The 17,419-nt window shown below is 71.2% G+C and carries 14 protein-coding genes; 5 read left to right on the forward strand and 9 right to left on the reverse strand.

Annotated features, from left to right (window positions below; all coding sequences use genetic code 11):
* Positions 1-49: 49 nt before the first annotated feature.
* Positions 50-1,273 carry a fumarylacetoacetase gene (gene fahA, locus ACWGIF_RS05025; protein ID WP_453491231.1) on the reverse strand — a complete coding sequence of 408 codons (1,224 nt, stop codon included), beginning with the start codon at positions 1,271-1,273 and terminating at the stop codon, positions 50-52.
* Positions 1,274-1,414: 141 nt separating this feature from the next.
* On the opposite strand from fahA, the gene ACWGIF_RS05030 reads away from it, so the two are divergent.
* The gene (locus tag ACWGIF_RS05030; protein WP_453491234.1) at positions 1,415-2,233 is read left to right on the forward strand and encodes an HAD family hydrolase; all 819 of its coding nucleotides are present in this window, start codon (positions 1,415-1,417) and stop codon (positions 2,231-2,233) included.
* A gap of 94 nt (positions 2,234-2,327) precedes the next feature.
* Here the strand turns inward: ACWGIF_RS05030 and ACWGIF_RS05035 are convergent, their stop codons facing one another.
* Entirely contained in the window at positions 2,328-4,349 is a 2,022-nt protein-coding gene (locus tag ACWGIF_RS05035) for a CocE/NonD family hydrolase (protein WP_453491237.1), read from the reverse strand.
* 321 nt (positions 4,350-4,670) lie between these two features.
* On the opposite strand from ACWGIF_RS05035, the gene ACWGIF_RS05040 reads away from it, so the two are divergent.
* From ACWGIF_RS05040 to ACWGIF_RS05055, 4 genes are all read left to right on the forward strand, one after another.
* Entirely contained in the window at positions 4,671-5,681 is a 1,011-nt protein-coding gene (locus ACWGIF_RS05040) for a polyprenyl synthetase family protein (RefSeq protein WP_326588563.1), read from the forward strand.
* Positions 5,682-5,903: 222 nt separating this feature from the next.
* Positions 5,904-7,130, forward strand: coding sequence for a LolA family protein (locus ACWGIF_RS05045; protein ID WP_453491241.1), 1,227 nt, complete (start codon positions 5,904-5,906; stop codon positions 7,128-7,130).
* A gap of 105 nt (positions 7,131-7,235) precedes the next feature.
* A complete protein-coding gene (locus ACWGIF_RS05050; RefSeq protein WP_326588561.1) occupies positions 7,236-7,439 on the forward strand; it encodes a hypothetical protein in 204 nt (67 codons plus the stop codon).
* Positions 7,436-7,852 (forward strand): hypothetical protein, encoded by a 417-nt coding sequence (locus ACWGIF_RS05055; protein WP_453491244.1) that lies wholly within the window; start codon positions 7,436-7,438, stop codon positions 7,850-7,852. The genes ACWGIF_RS05050 and ACWGIF_RS05055 overlap by 4 nt, the downstream gene beginning before the upstream one ends.
* Positions 7,853-8,000: 148 nt before the next feature.
* Here ACWGIF_RS05055 and ACWGIF_RS05060 read toward each other — a convergent pair whose 3' ends face one another.
* The 7 genes from ACWGIF_RS05060 to ACWGIF_RS05090 form a co-directional block, all read right to left on the reverse strand.
* Positions 8,001-9,317 (reverse strand): M28 family metallopeptidase, encoded by a 1,317-nt coding sequence (locus ACWGIF_RS05060; RefSeq protein WP_453491247.1) that lies wholly within the window; start codon positions 9,315-9,317, stop codon positions 8,001-8,003.
* Positions 9,318-9,553: 236 nt separating this feature from the next.
* Positions 9,554-10,498 (reverse strand): EamA family transporter RarD, encoded by a 945-nt coding sequence (rarD, locus tag ACWGIF_RS05065; protein WP_453491250.1) that lies wholly within the window; start codon positions 10,496-10,498, stop codon positions 9,554-9,556.
* A gap of 125 nt (positions 10,499-10,623) precedes the next feature.
* Complete coding sequence (locus ACWGIF_RS05070; RefSeq protein WP_453491253.1) at positions 10,624-11,478, reverse strand: SDR family oxidoreductase; 855 nt, start codon at positions 11,476-11,478, stop codon at positions 10,624-10,626.
* Between the two features lie 156 nt (positions 11,479-11,634).
* The gene (locus tag ACWGIF_RS05075; RefSeq protein WP_453491256.1) at positions 11,635-12,717 is read right to left on the reverse strand and encodes a 2-oxoacid:ferredoxin oxidoreductase subunit beta; all 1,083 of its coding nucleotides are present in this window, start codon (positions 12,715-12,717) and stop codon (positions 11,635-11,637) included.
* Complete coding sequence (locus tag ACWGIF_RS05080; protein WP_453491259.1) at positions 12,710-14,653, reverse strand: 2-oxoacid:acceptor oxidoreductase subunit alpha; 1,944 nt, start codon at positions 14,651-14,653, stop codon at positions 12,710-12,712. Before ACWGIF_RS05080 ends, ACWGIF_RS05075 begins: the two co-directional genes overlap by 8 nt.
* A 150-nt stretch (positions 14,654-14,803) precedes the next feature.
* A complete protein-coding gene (locus ACWGIF_RS05085; RefSeq protein WP_453491458.1) occupies positions 14,804-15,463 on the reverse strand; it encodes a response regulator transcription factor in 660 nt (219 codons plus the stop codon).
* A gap of 437 nt (positions 15,464-15,900) precedes the next feature.
* Entirely contained in the window at positions 15,901-17,202 is a 1,302-nt protein-coding gene (locus ACWGIF_RS05090; protein WP_453491261.1) for a sensor histidine kinase, read from the reverse strand.
* Positions 17,203-17,419: the final 217 nt, after the last annotated feature.

A 17,419-nucleotide genomic window follows, 5' to 3' on the forward strand; every position in this document is an offset into this window, starting at 1 on the left:
TTCGGCGGGGCGGCGGACAATTACGCCACCCCGCCGACCACGAAGTGGACTAGCGGGATCCCACAATGCGGCCGGTGACCTCGCCGAGGCCGACACGCGTGCCGTCCGGGCCCGGGGCCCAGGCGGTGAGGGTGACGATGTCACCGTCCTCCAGGAACGTGCGCTTGCCGTCGGCGAGGTCGATGGCGTCGCGGCCGTTCCAGGTCAGCTCCAGGAGCGAGCCGCGCTGGCCGGTCTCCGCACCGCTGACGGTGCCCGAGCCGTAGACGTCGCCGGTGCGCAGGGAGGCGCCGTTGACGGTCATGTGCGCGAGCTGCTGGGCGGCGGTCCAGTACATCGACGAGAACGGCGGCTGCGCCACCTCCTGCCCGTTGATGGACACGGTGATGCGCAGGTCGAAGCCGCCGGGCCGGTCGACGGCGGCGTCGTCCAGGTAGGGCAGGAGCGGGAAGTCCCGGGCGGGCGGGGCGACACGGGCGGCGTCCAGGGCCTCCAGCGGGGTGACCCACGCGGAGACGGAGGTGGCGAAGGACTTGCCGAGGAAGGGGCCGAGCGGCACGTACTCCCAGGCCTGGATGTCCCGCGCCGACCAGTCGTTGAGCAGGAACAGCCCGAAGACGTGGTCCTCGAACGCGCCGAGCGGCACCGGGCTGCCCAGTTCGGAGGGGGCGCCGACGACGAAGCCGACCTCGGCCTCGATGTCGAGCTTGACGGACGGGCCGAAGACGGGCGCCGGGTCGGTGGGCGCCTTGCGCTGCCCGGAGGGCCGTACGACGTCGGTCCCGGAGACCACGATCGTTCCGGAGCGGCCGTGGTAACCGATGGGCAGGTGCTTCCAGTTGGGCGTCAGCGCATCGCCGTCGGGACGGAAGATCCGGCCGACGTTGGTGGCGTGGTGCTCGCTCGCGTAGAAGTCGACGTAGTCGGCGACCTCGTACGGAAGGTGCAGCGTGACCTCGTCGAGCGGCAGCAGGTGCGGCTCGACCGTGGGGCGGTGGCCGGGGTCGGTCACCCAGGCGGTCAGTGCGCGGCGCACATCGCGCCAGGCGGTGCGCCCGGCGGCCAGCAGCGGGTTGAGGGAGGACCGCCCGAGCAGCCCGGCGTACGGGGAGCCGAGCGCGAGCGCGGCCGCCCCCGCGTCGAGCACGTGCCCGCCGATCCGCACGCCGATCCGGCGGCGGTCCTCCCCGGCGGTCGAGAAGACGCCGTAGGGGAGGTTGTGCGGCCCGAACGGGTCGCCCTCGGGGACATCGAGGGGGCTCTGCTGGGGCATGGGGTACTGCCTCGCTTTCGACGCGGTCCGGGGGTGTCCCGGGGGCTGGTTGACACGTTACGTGGCTGATGGGGCCTGCGGGAGGCCGGATTCGGGCTCTATTTGTAGGACTTGTCCAATGGGGTCCGTATCCTTGGCGCCGTGACTTCCGCCCCGCCTCCGGCCCTCCCCTATGCCTTGATCGCCACTGACCTGGACGGGACTCTGCTGCGCGCCGGAGACACCGTCTCGGCCCGCTCCTGCGAGGCGCTCGCGACGGCCCGCGCGGCCGGCGCCCGACACATCATCGTCACCGGACGCCCGGTTCCACAGGTCCGACATGTCCTGGACGCTCTCGGTTACACAGGGCTTGCGGTGTGCGCGCAGGGCGCGCAGGTGTACGACGCGGCGCGCGGACGCCTGCTGCACTCCGTGTCCATGGACCGGGAACTGGCCGAGGTGGCCCTCGGCAAGATCGAGGCGGAGATCGGCGAGGTCTGGGCGGCGGTCAACCAGGAGGGTCTGGACGCGGAGATGCTGATAGGGCCGGGCTACCGGATGTGGCACCCGCACCTGCCGACGGTACGGGTGCCGCGCCGCACGGACCTGTGGTCGGCGCCGATCAACAAAGTGCTGCTGCAGCACCCCGAGCTGGACGACGACGAGCTGACGCGGGTGGCGCGGGCGGTGGTCGGGGACCTGGTGAACGTCACGATGGCGGGGGAGCACACGGTGGAACTGCAGCCGCTGGGCATCGACAAGGCCGGCGGGCTGGCGCGGGCGGCACACGTCCTGGGGGCGTCCCCCGCCGGGACGATCGCCTTCGGGGACATGCCGAACGACATCCCGATGTTCGCGTGGGCCGCGCACGGGGTGGCCATGGCCAATTCCCACCGCGAGCTGGTGTCCGTGGCCGACGAGGTCACGCTGTCCAATGAGGACGACGGCATCGCGGTGGTGCTGGAGCGATTGTTCGGCTGACCGCCCGCCGTACTCGTACGTGGACAGCCCGGGGAGCGTGTCCGGGGGCCCGGGTCGGCGCCCCGGGACCGCCCGCCAGGGCGGTTCGGCCGGCTCAGCCCGCCGCCCGCGGGAGCCGGCGTTCCCACGTGCGGTGGAAGACCACCTCGTCCCCCTCCCGGCACACCACCTCGTTCGACGTCAGGAAGCCGCCCTCGTCGCAACGGATCTCCGACCGGGTCTCCACCCGCACGTCCCAGCCCAGGTCCGGCCGGTGCAGGCGGATCCTCCACTGTGAACGGGTCCGCGCCGACAGTGCGTCGCCGTCCTGGATCTCGTACACCTCCTCCGCGTCCTCGCCGTACTCCAGACCGTCCGGGTACACCCGGGTGCCCCCGTACCGGGGGTCCACCTCCAGCCGCCACGTCCCGCGCGCGACGTCCCGTACGACCAGCCGTTCCGGCCGCGGTTCGTCCAGCGTGGCCGGGACGGCGACGCCCAGCGGCGGGGCCTGCTCCGGGGGCTCGAACACGATCCCCGCGTCTACGGACGACGCGGAGGACGAGGAGGACGCCGCCCGCACCGGAAGGGTCAGCGCGCTGCCCACCGGGTCCAGGGTCCAGCCGGCCTCGGACCCGGCCCGCGGCCAGATCCACGGCCAGTACGCGGAGGACACGGCGAGGCGGATCCGGTGCCCCGGCGGGAAGGCGTGGCCGATGCCGTTCAGCTCGAAGGTGACGTCTTCGTACGAGCCCACCCGCCACGGCACGGCCCGGTCGCGGCCGTGGCGGGCGGAGAGGTTCAGGGCGCCCCGCGTGACCAGCGTCGAGGAGCCGTCCGGGGCGACGTCGCACAGCCGGGCCACGACCTGCCCGTACGGCACGTCGAGCCGCAGCCGCAGGGTCACCGACGGCCGGCCCAGGATCTCCACCGGCTCCTCGCGGCCCACCGGGAACTCGAAGCAGGCGGACTTCGCGTCCTCCTCCCGCTGGTCCGGCGGCAGGTCGGCGTCGTTGCCGAAGGGGAAGAACCGGCCCGCGTCCAGTCCGGTGTGCTGCGGGGAGGCGACGGCCACCGGCGCGCCCTGGAGCACGTACGCGACGGGGATGACGGACGCCGAGGGCCAGGCCTTCTCGCCGACCCAGCGGCCGGGGAGCTCCTCGTACGCCGTCGCCGGCGGGTGCGAGTCGCTGATCCAGGCGCGCAGCAGCGGCTCGTCCATCACCCCGGTGTCGGCGCCCCTGAGCCAGTGGTCCCACCAGCGCAGGGTCTCCTGGAGGAAGCCGATCGCCGGCCCTGGCGGCAGCCCGCGGTCCGGGTACTGCTGCGACCAGGGCCCGATCAGACCCCGTACGCGCGTGGCCGGCAGGTGCTCGACGAGCCGCAGCACCGTGTCCCGGTACGGGTCGTGCCAGCCGCCGACCGCGAGCACGGCCGCGCCGATCGCCGGGTAGTCCTCGCAGACGCTGCCGTGGCGCCAGTAGGCATCGCGGGTCTGGTGCGACAGCCAGGTGTGGATCAGCGGTTCCACGGCCTCCAGCCGGTCCAGCCACTGCCGGCGCCAGCCGTCTGCGACGAACAGCGGGTCCGGCGGCCGGGAGGCGAAGGCCAGCGTGGCCGCCGCCCGGGCGTGCATGTCCACGGCCAGCACCGAGCCGCCCATGTAGTGCACGTCGTTGTCGAAGCGGTCGTCCGTGGAGCAGACGGTGACGATCGCCTTCAGCGGCTCGGGGGCCAGGGCGGCGATCTGGAGGGAGTTGCATCCGCCCCACGCGATCCCGAACATACCGACGGCCCCCGTGCACCACGGCTGCGCCGCCAGCCACTCCACCACCGCGACCCCGTCGGCCAGCTCGCGGGCGTCGTACGCGTCGCCTGGACGGCCTTCGCTGCACCCGTGCCCGCGCACGTCCACCCGTACCGAGGCGTAGCCGTGCCCGGCGTACCAGGGGTGGCGTTGCCGGTCGCGCGGCGAGGTCCAGTCGGTGAGCCGGTGCGGCAGGTACTCCAGCAGCGCCGGAACGGGCTCGTCCGTCACCGGGCGCCAGATCCGGGCGTACAGCTCGACGCCGTCGGGCAGTGGGATCCGGACATCCTCGTGGGTGGTCTCGTACGGGAACTCGGTTCGGATGATCATGTGCGAACCACCTCGGCGAACTCAGTGGACGGGGTGCGTCGCGGGAGCGGCCACGGCGCGGGCGCGCGCGAGGCCAGACCCACCGCCACCGCGACGCGCGCGCTGATCATGGCGGTCGCAGTTCTGGACAAAACGTATGCTCCGGTTGTTTCGGCTCTCGACGAACATACCGGTGCAGATCGGGCGGTGCGCGGGAGGTGGCCGGGAAGGCGCTCTCGGTGATCGAAAACAGACCCGATACGCTGGCTTGAGTGATGGCAGCGACACATCGACAATCCATGTGATCGTCAGCGTGATCGTCAGCAGACAGGAGTACCCCTCGTGACCGTCGTCGGGCCGTTCGGACTGAGCGTGCGGGACCAGGCTCTTGAGACCGATGTCCAGGCCGGACTGGCCGCCGTCGAGGCGGGTCTGCTGGAAGCCACCAAGAGCGAAGTCCCCTTCATCACCGAGGCCGCGCAGCACCTGGTCCGGGCCGGAGGCAAGCGGTTCCGGCCGCTGCTGGTGATGCTCGCATCCCGCTTCGGGGATCCGTACGCGCCCGGCATCGTGCCGTCCGCCGTCGTGGTCGAACTCACGCACCTGGCGACGCTCTACCACGACGACGTCATGGACGAGGCGGACGTCCGCCGCGGCGTGGACAGCGCCAACACCCGCTGGGGCAACTCGGTGGCCGTCCTCACGGGTGACTTCCTGTTCGCCCGCGCCTCCCACATCCTGGCCGACCTCGGACCCGAGGCCGTCCGCATCCAGGCCGAGGCCTTCGAGCGGCTGGTGACGGGTCAGATCCTGGAGACGGCGGGTCCGCGCGACGGCCGCGACCCCGTCGCCCACTACCTCGACGTCATCGCCGGCAAGACCGGCTCGCTGATCGCGGTCTCCGGCCGCTTCGGCGCGCTCATGTCCGGCGCCGACGAGTCCGTCGTCGACATCCTGACCCAGTACGGAGAGCGGCTCGGCACCGCCTTCCAGCTCGCCGACGACGTCCTCGACATCGCCTCCGACGCCCACGAGTCCGGCAAGACCCCGGGCACCGACCTGCGCGAGGGCATCCCGACGCTGCCCGTGCTGCGGCTGCGCGAGATGGCGGCCCAGGGCGGCGCTCCGGACGACCTGGAACTCGTGCGCCTCCTGGACGGCGACCTCACGGACGACGCCCGGCACGCCGAGGTGCTCACCCGGCTGCGCGCGCACCCCGCCCTGGAGCAGGCCCGCCGCGACACCATCCGGTACGCGCAGGACGCGCGGGCCACGCTCGCTCCGCTGCCGGAGTGCTTCGCGAAGTCGGCGCTCGAAGAGCTCTGCGACGCGGTCGTGCACCGCGCCGGCTAGGAACCGCAGTTGGCGCAACGGGCCCTTCGGCCCCACGACCCCTACGGGTCGGGGGAGGAGGGCCCCTTCCGTGTCATCCCACGGTCGTACGTCCAATTGCGTCCGGGGACTGACGCCCGCACGCCGCCGATTTGGTCAGATGGAGTCATCAACCCCACCAGATCGGGTGAGCGCGGCGACACTGGGTTTCGCCGCCGTCGACACAGAGGGCAGGGCACTGACATGGCAGCGAAAACGAAGACTTCTCGCAAGGTCGCCCGGTACGCCGTACCGGTTGCGGTGGCGGGTGTGGCCGCGGCGACCGTGGCGATGGTCCCCGCATTCGCCAACGCCGGCGGGCCCGACCTGCCCAAGGTGACGGCGCAGCAGCTCATCGAGAAGATCGCGGCCTCGGACGTGCAGCAGCTGTCGGGCACGGCCCGGATCAGCACCGACCTGGGCCTGCCGAAGATCGCGACCGGACTGCTCGGCGGGGGTGGCGTCGCGGGCGGCTCCGCCAACCCGGAGGACAAGGTCGCGCAGCTGGCGAACGGGACGCACACCGTGCGTGTCGCGGCCGACGGCCCGGACCGCCAGCGGCTCACGTTCCTCGACGGCAAGGACGAGTACAGCCTCATCCACAACGGCGACGACGTCTGGGGCTACGACTCCAAGTCGAACGAGGTCTTCCACGAGAAGAACCCCGAGCCGGGCGAGGGCAGCGGCAAGGACGCGGGCAAGGACGCGGGCAAGGAGCACAAGACGGGCGACCGGCTGGCCGCCTCTCCCCAGCAGATGGCCGAGGAGGTCCTGAAGGCCGCCGGCACCACCACGGACGTCAGCGTGGGCGAAACCGCGCAGGTCGCCGGTCGCGACGCCTACCAGCTGGTGCTCAAGCCCAAGCAGAGCGGCTCCACGGTCGGCTCGGTCCAGATCGCGGTGGACGCCAAGACCGGCGTGCCGCTGCGCGTGCAGCTGCTCTCCTCCCAGGGCGGCAAGCCGATCGTGGACGCGGGCTTCACCAAGGTGGACTTCACCAAGCCGTCCGCCGACACCTTCGCCTTCACCCCGCCCAAGGGCGCCAAGCTGACCGAGGGCACGGACGGCGCGGGCAAGGGCGACAAGGACGACGCGTTCAAGGCGCTGGAGTCCTTCCCCGGCCTGGACGGCCTGATGGGCGGGCCGAACGGCAAGGGCGACGTGAAGGTGCTCGGCGAGGGCTGGGCGACCGTCGCGCGGATCGACTCGGGCGCGGGCAAGGGCCTGAAGGATCTGGAGAACGACAAGAACGCCCCGAAGGAGGCCAAGCAGTTCCTCGACTCCCTCGGGGACAAGGTCACCGGGAAGTTCGGTGAGGGCCGGGTCCTGTCGACCCGCCTGGTCAACGCCCTGATCACGGACGACGGCAAGGTCTACGTCGGTGCGGTCACCAAGGACGCCCTGGTGAAGGCGGCCGACGCCAACAAGTAGTCGCGCACCGCGAGCGCGCCGGAAGGGTGGGCGGGGACTGTGTCCCTGCCCACCCTTCCGGCATTCCTGCTGCCCGTACAGCGCGCCCGCTGTACGGTGTTGGGCATGTCGAGACACGTCACCATCCGCCTGGACGAGGACTTCCACGAGCGCCTGAAGGCGCGTGCGGCGGCCCTGGGGACGACGGTCACCGCGCTGATCACCGAGGTCACGGAACGCGAACTCGACGAGGACCGGAAGAACTTCCTGTCCGGCATAGAGGAGTTCGCCGACCACTGGGGCTACTTCCAGGAGCGGTTCGGCAATTGAAGATCACCATGGAGTGGGCCTGGACCGCTCTGGCCCACCATCTCCCGTCCGACCCCGCCGTGTGGGATCCCTCCGGGGTGGCCGCCGCGGTCGCCCGGCACCAGAACGACCTCGTCCTGGTACCCGAACAGCCCGCCCCGGACACCGCGTGGCGGGCCGCCGCGTTTCTGCACACCCTCGCGGTGTGCCCCGCGCTGGAATCCCCGATGAACGAGTTCTACGCGGCCGCCGCGACCCGCTCGTACCTGCGCGTGGCCGGGGCCAGACAGCTCCCCTCGCCGGAGGAGCTCGGCGACCTGGTCGAGGCGGCGAAGCTGGGCCGCGCGGACGTCGCGGCCGTGGCCGAGGAGCTGCGCGCCCGGATCCGGGAACCGCTGCCGGCCTCGCTGCAGGGCCGCACCGACGACGCGTAGCACCCGCCGGCTCCCCGGGGTGCGGCCGGGCAGGCGCCGGTCAGGGTGGCGAAGACACTCCGGCGTGATCCGATCGAGTCGGATCACGCCGGATCTGCAGCTGGAGCTGGATCGGAGCTTTCGGGGGAGGGCCCCGGCGCCCGGAGGGCTAGAAGGTGATCTTCCAGCTGTTGATGTAGCCGACGTCCTGCGCTGCCCCGTCCTTGACCCGGAGCTGCCAGACCCCGTTCGCGACCTCGCTGGAGGCGTTGACGGTGTAGGACTGCACGAGGTTGTCCGCGCTGCCACCGCTGCGGTTGTGCAGGTTGTAGACCGTGCCGTCCGGCGCGAGCAGGTCGACCACCAGGTCACCGCGGTAGGTGTGGACGATGTTCACGTCGACCTTGGTGGTCGCGGGAGCGTTGCCCGTGACTCCGGAGGCCGTGATCGGCGAGGTCACCGCGGCCGCGGGGGAGTCCGGGATGGTCACGTCCGCCGTGTTCTCGAAGGACGGGCCGGGCGGGACCGGGGTGGAGGCGCCGAGGTTCCAGATCGCGTAGGCGACGGCGTCCGAGTTGCGGTCGAGGGCGGTGTCGCTGATGTTCGACAGGTTGTCGCACGAGGAGTGGTAGCAGCGGTCGAAGGCCTGACCGGAGGTGCCGCCCCACTTCTGCACCTGCGCCGCCGTCTTCGTCCGGCTGGCGCCGGTGAAGAGGCCGCCGACGGGGATGCCCACGTTCTTGAAGGAGGCGTGGTCCGAGCGCCCGTCGCCCTCGGTCTCGATCTCCGTCGCGACGCCGATCCCGGCGTAGTAGTTCTTGAAGGTCTGCTCGATCGTCGGGTCGTCGTCGTAGACGAAGTAGCCCGGGTTCGGCGAGCCGATCATGTCGAAGTTCAGGTACCCGGCGAACTTGGCGCGCTCGGCCGTCGGCAGGTTGTTGACGTAGTACTTCGAGCCGATCAGGCCCAGCTCCTCCGCGCCCCACCAGCCGAAGCGCAGGTGCTTGGTGGGCTGCAGGCCGGCCCGGGAGACGGCGAGAGCCGTTTCGAGGACGGCCGCGCTGCCGGAGCCGTTGTCGTTGATGCCCGCGCCCGACGTCACCGAGTCCAGGTGCGCGCCGGCCATCAGGACCGAGTTCGGGTCGCCGCCCGGCCAGTCGGCGATCAGGTTGTAGCCGGTGGCGCCGCTGGAGGTGAAGGTCTGCAGGGTGGTCGTGAAGCCGGCTGCGTCGAGCTTGGCCTTCACGTAGTCGATCGAGGCTTTGTAGCCGGTCCTGCCGTGGGCGCGGTTGCCGCCGTTGTTCGCGGCGATCGTCGAGAACTGCGACAGGTGGGCCTTGACGTTGGCCAGCGGTATGTCGGGCGGAGTCGGCGCCGCGGCGACCGCCGTGGGGGCGGCGAGCGCGGTGGGGGCGGTGGCGGCGAACAGGCCGGCGACCGCGAATGCGGTCACGGCGGCAAGGCGCCGGGAGACGGACAGGCTCATGTGGGGGCTCCGGGATTCCGCGGGGATATGACGGAACGAGCGGGATAGAGCAGGTGAGCGTTAGTGCGTCAGTGCGAGCCTGATGTTCAGTGAGGATGTGACTGTCCGTCAAGACCACAATTCGGTCAGGGTGGTTCGGATAACGGACGATCCCCGGTACGGGGTGTCCGTACCGGGGATCGTGAGGGTGAGGGGTTTGCCGGTGCGCGCCCACCGGGGGCGGCCCGCTGCGCCGTTTACGCGGGCTCGCGGGCCGGCGGCGCCACGACGGCCGGCGCCACTGCGAGCCTGACCCGGGACCGCCGCGCCGTACGCAGTGCATCCCAGGTGAGGAGGGCCAGCGCGGCCCACACCAGGGAGAAGCCGGCCCAGCGCTCGGGCGGCATGGCCTCGTGGAAGTACAGGACGCCGAGCCCGAACTGGAACACCGGGGCCATGTACTGCAGCAGCCCCAGCGTGGAGAGCGGGACCCGGATCGCGGCGGCGCCGAAGAACACCAGCGGGATCGCGGTGACCAGGCCGGTCGCGGCCAGCAGGAGCGAGTGCCCGACGCCGTGCGAGGCGAAGGTGGACTGGCCGTGCGCGCCCAGCCACAGCACGTACCCGAGGGCCGGCAGGAACAGCACGGCCGTCTCGGCCGTCAGCGACTCCAGGCCGCCCATGTTGAGCTTCTTCTTGATCAGCCCGTACGTCGCGAAGGAGAAGGCCAGGATCAGCGAGATCCACGGCGGCCGCCCGTAGCCGACGGCGAGCACCAGCACGGCGGCGAAGCTCAGGCCGACCGCCACCCACTGCGCGCGGCGCAGCCGCTCGCCGAGCACCAGCACGCCGATGGCGATGCTGACCAGGGGATTGATGAAGTAGCCGAGGCTCGCCTCGACGACGTGACCGTTGTTGACGGCCCAGATGTAGAGGCCCCAGTTCACGCTGATCACCAGGGCGGCGAGCGTGGTCAGGCCGAGCTTGCGCGGCTGGCGTGCCAGCTCCCGTACCCAGCCCCAGCGGCGCAGGGCGAGCAGCGCCAGGCCGACCACGGCCAGGGACCACACCATGCGGTGGGCGAGGATCTCGACGGCCCCGGAAGGCTTGAGGAGTGGCCAGAAGAGGGGCACCAGCCCCCACATCCCGTAAGCGCCGAATCCGTAGAGCAAACCCGTGCGCTGCTCGTTGTCCGCCTTCACGGGGCCTCCTGTGCGACTTCCAGCCAACTTCACGACGGTATCGCCGTGCGAGCCGGATGTCATGCCCGTAATCGGGAGATACTCATGACATCTTCAGGGGCTTGCGTGGCCGCAGCCACCTCGGCTCAGGCCAGCGCCGCACTGATCGCCTCGGCGACCGGGGTCGTCGGCCGCCCGATCAGCCGGGACAGGTCCCCGCTGGTGCCCGCCAGCCGGCCGCGGGCGATCGCCGCGTCCACGTCGACGAGGATGGCCGCGAAGCCCTCCGGCACCCCGGCGCCGGTCAGGATCGAGAGGTGCTCGTCCGCCGGGACCTCGGTGTACGCGATCTCCTTGCCGGCCTGCGCCGACACCTCGGCCGTGTACTCCGTGAGGCTCCAGGCGGTGTCGCCGGAGAGCTCGTAGACCCGGTTCAGGTGGCCGTCCGTGGTGAGCACCACGGCCGCGGCGGCCGCGTAGTCGGCCCGCGCCGCCGAGGCGATCCGGCCCTCGCCCGAGCTGGCCACGACAGCGCCGTGCCCGAGGACGGTGGGCAGGTTCCGCGTGTAGTTCTCGTGGTACCAGCCGTTGCGCAGGAAGGTGTACGGGATCCCGGAGCCGAGGATGGCCCGTTCGGTCGCGGTGTGCTCGGCGGCCAGGTCGAAGTCCGCCTCGGGGCCGCCCAGGATGCCGGTGTAGGCCAGCTGCGCCACGCCGGCCGTCCGCGCCGCGTCGAGTACGGCGGTGTGCTGGGCGACGCGCCGCCCGATCTCGTTGCCGGAGATCAGCAGGACCCGGTCACCGGCCCGGAAGGCGGCGGCCAGGGCGGCGGGGTCGTCGTAGTCGGCGACGCGGACGTCGACGCCGCGTTCGGCCAGGTCGGCGGCCTTCTCCCCGTTGCGGACGACGACGGCGACGCGGTCGGCGGGGACCCGCTCCAGCAGCTCCTCGACGACGAGACGCCCGAGGGCTCCGGTGGCTGCGGTCACGACGATGCTCATGGCTGCTCTTCTCGTTCGGCGGCGCATTGCGATAGTGCCACCCTACGGTAAGCGCTAACTTTTAGAAAGTGGTCGCTGTCGAGGTGCCGGCCGGCACGCCGAAGCCCGGACCCGTCGGGGGGTCCGGGCTTCGTCATGCCGGCGGTGTGGCGCGGCTCAGCCGACGACGGTCCAGGTGTCGTTTCCGGCCAGAAGTGCACCGAGGTCGCCCTTGCCGCTGCGGTCGATGGCCGCGTCGAGCTGGTCGGCCATCAGGGTGTCGTAGACGGGCCGCTCGACACTGCGGAAGACCCCGATGGGCGTGCGGTGCAGGGTGTCGGGATCGGCGAGCCGGGAGAGCGCGAACGCGGTGGTGGGGCTGGCCGTGCTCGCGTCGTGGACGAGGATCTGCGCCTCGTTGGCCGCGGTGACCTCGACGACGTCCAGGTCTCCGGTGGCCGGATTGCGTACGACGCCCTTCGCGTCGTCCGCGCCGAAGCGGATCGGCCGGCCGTGCTCCAGCCGGATCACGGCCTCCCGCGCCTGCTCGTGGTCCTTGAGGACCTCGAAGGCGCCGTCGTTGAAGATGTTGCAGTTCTGGTAGATCTCGACCAGCGCCGTGCCCTGGTGGTCGGCCGCCTGGCGCAGGACCTCGGTGAGGTGCTTGCGGTCGGAGTCGATCGTGCGGGCGACGAACGAGGCCTCGGCGCCGATCGCCAGAGACACCGGGTTGAAGGGCGCGTCCAGCGAGCCCATCGGCGTCGACTTGGTGATCTTGCCGACCTCGGACGTGGGGGAGTACTGGCCCTTGGTCAGCCCGTAGATCCGGTTGTTGAAGAGGAGGATCTTGAGGTTGACGTTGCGGCGCAGCGCGTGGATCAGGTGGTTGCCGCCGATGGACAGCGCGTCGCCGTCCCCCGTGACGACCCACACGGACAGGTCGCGGCGGGAGGTGGCGAGGCCCGTGGCGATGGCGGGGGCGCGGCCGTGGATGGAGTGCATCCCGTATGTGTTCATGTAGTACGGGAAGCGGGAGGAGCAGCCGATCCCGGAGACGAAGACGATGTTCTCCTTCGCCAGGCCCAGCTCGGGCATGAAGCCCTGTACGGCGGCGAGCACGGCGTAGTCACCACAGCCGGGGCACCAGCGGACCTCCTGGTCCGACTTGAAGTCCTTCATCGACTGCTTGCCCTCGGCCTTGGGCACCAGCGAGAGCAGGGTGCGTGCCCCTTCGGACACCTCTTGGGTCACCTCAGTCATCGATGGCCTCCTTGAGGACCGTGGCGAGCTGCTCCGCCTTGAACGGCATTCCGTTGACCTGGTTGTACGACCGGGCGTCGACCAGGTATTTCGCCCGGATCAGCAGGGCGAGCTGCCCGAGGTTCATCTCCGGCACCACCACCTTCTCGTAACGCTCCAGAACCTCGCCGAGATTCCGGGGGAAGGGGCTGAGGTGGCGCAGGTGGGCCTGGGCGATGGGGAGTCCGGCGATCCGCAGCCTTCGGACGGCGGCGGTGATGGGGCCGTAGGTGGACCCCCAGCCCAGGACCAGGGTGGTGGCACCGTCCGGGTCGTCGACGTCGAGGTCCGGGACCCGGATGCCGTCGATCTTGGCCTGGCGGGTGCGGACCATGAGGTCGTGGTTGGCCGGGTCGTACGAGATGTTGCCGGTGCCGTCCTGCTTCTCGATGCCGCCGATGCGGTGTTCGAGGCCGGGGGTGCCGGGGACGGCCCAGGGCCGGGCGAGGGTTTCCGGGTCCCGCTTGTAGGGCCAGAACACGTCGGTGCCGTCGGCGAGGGTGTGGTTCGCGCCGGTGGCGAACTTGACCTTCAGGTCGGGCAGGTCCGTGATCTCCGGGATGCGCCAGGGTTCGGATCCGTTGGCGAGGTAGCCGTCGGAGAGCAGGAACACCGGCGTCCGGTAGGTGAGCGCGATGCGGGCCGCGTCGAGGGCGGCGTCGAAGCAGTCCGCGGGCGTCTTCGGGGCCACGATCGGAACGGGGGCCTCGCCGTTGCGGCCGAACATGGCCTGGAGGAGATCTGCCTGCTCCGTCTTCGTCGGCAGGCCGGTGGAGGGGCCGCCGCGCTGGATGTCCACGATCAGCAGCGGAAGCTCCAGCGACACCGCGAGACCGATCGTCTCCGACTTCAGCGCCACACCGGGCCCGGAGGTGGTGGTCACCGCGAGCGCCCCGCCGAAGGCCGCGCCGAGCGCCGCGCCGATGCCGGCGATCTCGTCCTCGGCCTGGAAGGTCCGCACGCCGAAGTTCTTGTGCTTCGAGAGCTCGTGCAGGATGTCCGATGCGGGGGTGATCGGGTAGGAGCCCAGGTAGAGGGGCAGGTCGGCCTGCTGGCCCGCGGCGATGAGGCCGTAGGAGAGGGCCAGGTTGCCGGAGATGTTGCGGTAGGTGCCGGTGGGGAAGGCGCGGGTGGCCGGGGCGACCTCGTAGGAGACCGCGAAGTCCTCCGTCGTCTCGCCGAAGTTCCAACCGGCCCGGAAGGCGACGATGTTCGCCTCGGCGATCTCGGGCTTCTTGGCGAACTTCTGCCGCAGGAAGGACTCGGTGCCCTCGGTCGGCCGGTGGTACATCCACGACAGCAGGCCCAGCGCGAACATGTTCTTGCTGCGCTCGGCCTCCTTGCGGGAGAGGCCGAAGTCCTTCAGCGCCTCGACCGTCAGGGTCGTCAGCGGCACCGGGTGCAGGTTGTACGCCGCCAGGGAGCCGTCCTCCAGCGGCGAGGTCTCGTAGCCGACCTTGGCCATGGGGCGCTTGGTGAACTCGTCGGTGTTGACGATGATGTCCGCGCCGCGCGGCACGTCGCCGATGTTCGCCTTCAGCGCGGCCGGGTTCATCGCGACCAGCACGTTCGGGGCGTCCCCGGGCGTGAGGATGTCGTGGTCCGCGAAGTGGAGCTGGAACGACGACACGCCCGGCAGGGTTCCGGCGGGAGCGCGGATCTCGGCGGGGAAGTTGGGCAGCGTCGACAGGTCGTTCCCGAACGACGCCGTCTCGGAGGTGAAGCGGTCACCGGTGAGCTGCATACCGTCACCGGAGTCGCCCGCGAATCGGATGATCACACGATCGAGGCGACGGACTTCCTTGCCGCCCGGGCTCTGCGAGGTGCGCTGTCCACCGACAACCGCACCCCCGGCCCCGTCGGCCTGCTCGGCTGGACTGCTGACCTGGCTGGTCACTGAACTGGACCTCCTTCGAGGCGTGACACCCCCATAACCCACCCTACGTCGGTAGGGATCAGGTCCCCAGGAGCGACCACAGTCTGGACCGTAGGACCGCCCCTTGAGACGACCCGACCGGTATGGCATATCTGACAGAGTGTCAGTCGATCAAGATTTCAGATAGGTGAGAACGGCCAGTACACGCCGGTGATCCCCGTCACTCGGCGACAGGCCCAGCTTCATGAAGATGTTGCTGACGTGCTTTTCCACCGCTCCGTCGCTCACGACCAGCTGCTTCGCCACGGCGGAATTGGTACGGCCCTCGGCCATCAGCCCGAGCACCTCGCGCTCGCGCGGGGTCAGACCCACCAGGACGTCCTGCTTCCGGCTGCGGCCGAGCAGCTGCGCGACGACCTCGGGGTCCAGTGCCGTGCCGCCCCGGGCCACCCGGACCACCGCGTCCAGGAATTCCCGCACCTCGGCCACCCGGTCCTTGAGCAGGTACCCCACCCCGGTGCTCGAACCGGCCAGGAGCTCGGTGGCGTACTGCTCCTCCACGTACTGCGACAGCACGAGCACACCTATGCCGGGGTAGTCGCGCCGCAGCCGCACGGCCGCCCGCACGCCCTCGTCGGTGTGCGTCGGCGGCATCCGCACGTCCGCCACCACCACATCCGGCAGCGCATCCTCGGCGGCCAGCTCCGCCACCGTCTTGAGCAGGGCTTCCGCGTCCCCGACGCCGGCCACGACGTCATGCCCCCGGTCGGTCAGCAACCGGGTCAGGCCCTCGCGCAGCAGCACTGAATCCTCGGCGATGACCACCCGCACCCTGTCGTCCACGATTCAGCAGCTCCCGCGTCCACTCGTTGCCCGCATCAACACGACTCAGCCAAGCATCCCAGCCTCAAGCCCCGCTGAAGGCAGAGCCGGGACAACACGTGGGCCTGCGGAGGGAGTTTTCGCATGTGAAACGCCGGATGCCGCAAACGGACGGTGCGAACGGATGTCGCAAACGGATGGTGCGAACGGGTGGCGAGTACGGATGGCGCGGACAGGTGCGGCGCAGACCGGGAGCCGCGCGTGCCGGAGATGACGAAGGGGCGGGCAGCCGGGGCCCGCCCCTCCGCCCCGCCCCTCCGCCCCGCCCCCCCACCCCGCCCCTCCGCCCCGCCCCTCCGCCCTGTCTTCGCTTACGCCCGCACGTTCGCCCGCAGGTACGCGCCCACGACCGCGCGCTCACGACCGCGCGCTCATGCCCTCGAGCCTTACGCGCGCCAGGGCAGCTCGGCGGTGACCGTCGTCCCGCCACCCGTGGGGGAGTCGACGACCAGCACCCCGTCCACGGCGTCCAGCCGCTCGTTCAGCCCCGCCAGCCCCGTCCCGGCCCGGGTGCTCGCCCCGCCCCGGCCGTCGTCGGCGACCTGGATCAGCAGCCGGTCCCCGGACTTCCACACGTCCACCGAGGCCGACCGGGCCAGGGCGTGCTTGCTGATGTTCTGCAGCAGCTCCGAGACCGTGAAGTACGCGATCCCCTCGATCGCCGCCGCGGGCCGGGCCGGGAGATCCACGGCCACCCGCACCGGCACCGCGCACCGCGAGGCCACCGAGGACAGCGCCGCGTCCAGCCCGCGGTCGGTCAGCACGGCCGGGTGGATCCCGCGGGCCAGGTCACGCAGCTCCTGGAGGGCGATCTTCACCTCTCCGTGCGCCTCGTCCACCATGCGGGCGGCGGCCTGAGGGTCCTCCGTCAGCTTCTCCTTCGCCAGCCCCAGATCCATGGCGAGCGCCACCAGCCGGGCCTGCGCCCCGTCGTGCAGATCACGCTCGATGCGCCGCAGGTCGGCGGCCGCGGTGTCGACGACCACGCCCCGGTCGGACTCCAGCTCGGTGACACGGGTGGCCAGGCGGGACGAGCCGAGCAGTCCGCCGACCACGACCCTGTCGACGGTGGTCAGGGCCCGGATCACCCACGGGGTGGCGAGGGTGAGGAGCAGTCCGGCGAGGAAGGTGAGGGCGATCGCCAGGGGCGAGTCGAGGTACAGGGTGTACTCGCCGTTCTGGACGAGCTGCAGGCCGGGCTGGTCGGTGTAGGCCGGGAAGACCCAGAACCAGAGCGGGTACAGCAGGAGGGACCAGCCCGTGGCCCAGAACGTCAGGGCCAGGCAGAAACCGAACAGCGCCCACGGGAAGTGGATCACGGAGTACAGCACGTGCCGCCAGGCGCTCCCGCTCTTGAGCAGCGCACCCATGGCGGCGAGGGCTCCGGCCTTCTCGGCGCGGATCGGAGCGGGGTCGGCGATGCCCGCCCCGAGCAGTGTCCGCACCCGGGCCCGCTCCAGGTGCCCGAACCCGCGGCACATGGCGAGCACGCCGGCGAGGACCGGAACACCGAGGAAGGTGACGAGCAGCCCGGCGCCGAGGCTCACGCCGGTGATGGTGAGCGAGAAGTACAGCGTGCTCAGCGGCAGCCCCGTCAGCAGGTACCCGAACTCCCGCCACGTCCGTCCCTCGACCGGAGCCCGCAACACCCCGCCGACACCGCCACCGCTGCCCTTGCCGTTGCCCATGATCCCGCCCCGCCCTTCCGGTCCTCCGCTACGCCTCCACCCTGCCGCCCCATACCCCGCCGAACCATGCAGCGAGTAGGCATCTCCACCGGGGGGTTAACCCCACCCCACGCCTGAGCAGCCTCGTCGGCGTTCGAGGCGCGGGGGTCCGGGGCGGGGCCGCGGGAAGCGGCGCGGCACCGGCCACACGCCGGGGCGCATTCAGCCGCACCGACAC

This window comes from Streptomyces sp. NPDC054849 (assembly GCF_053610945.1).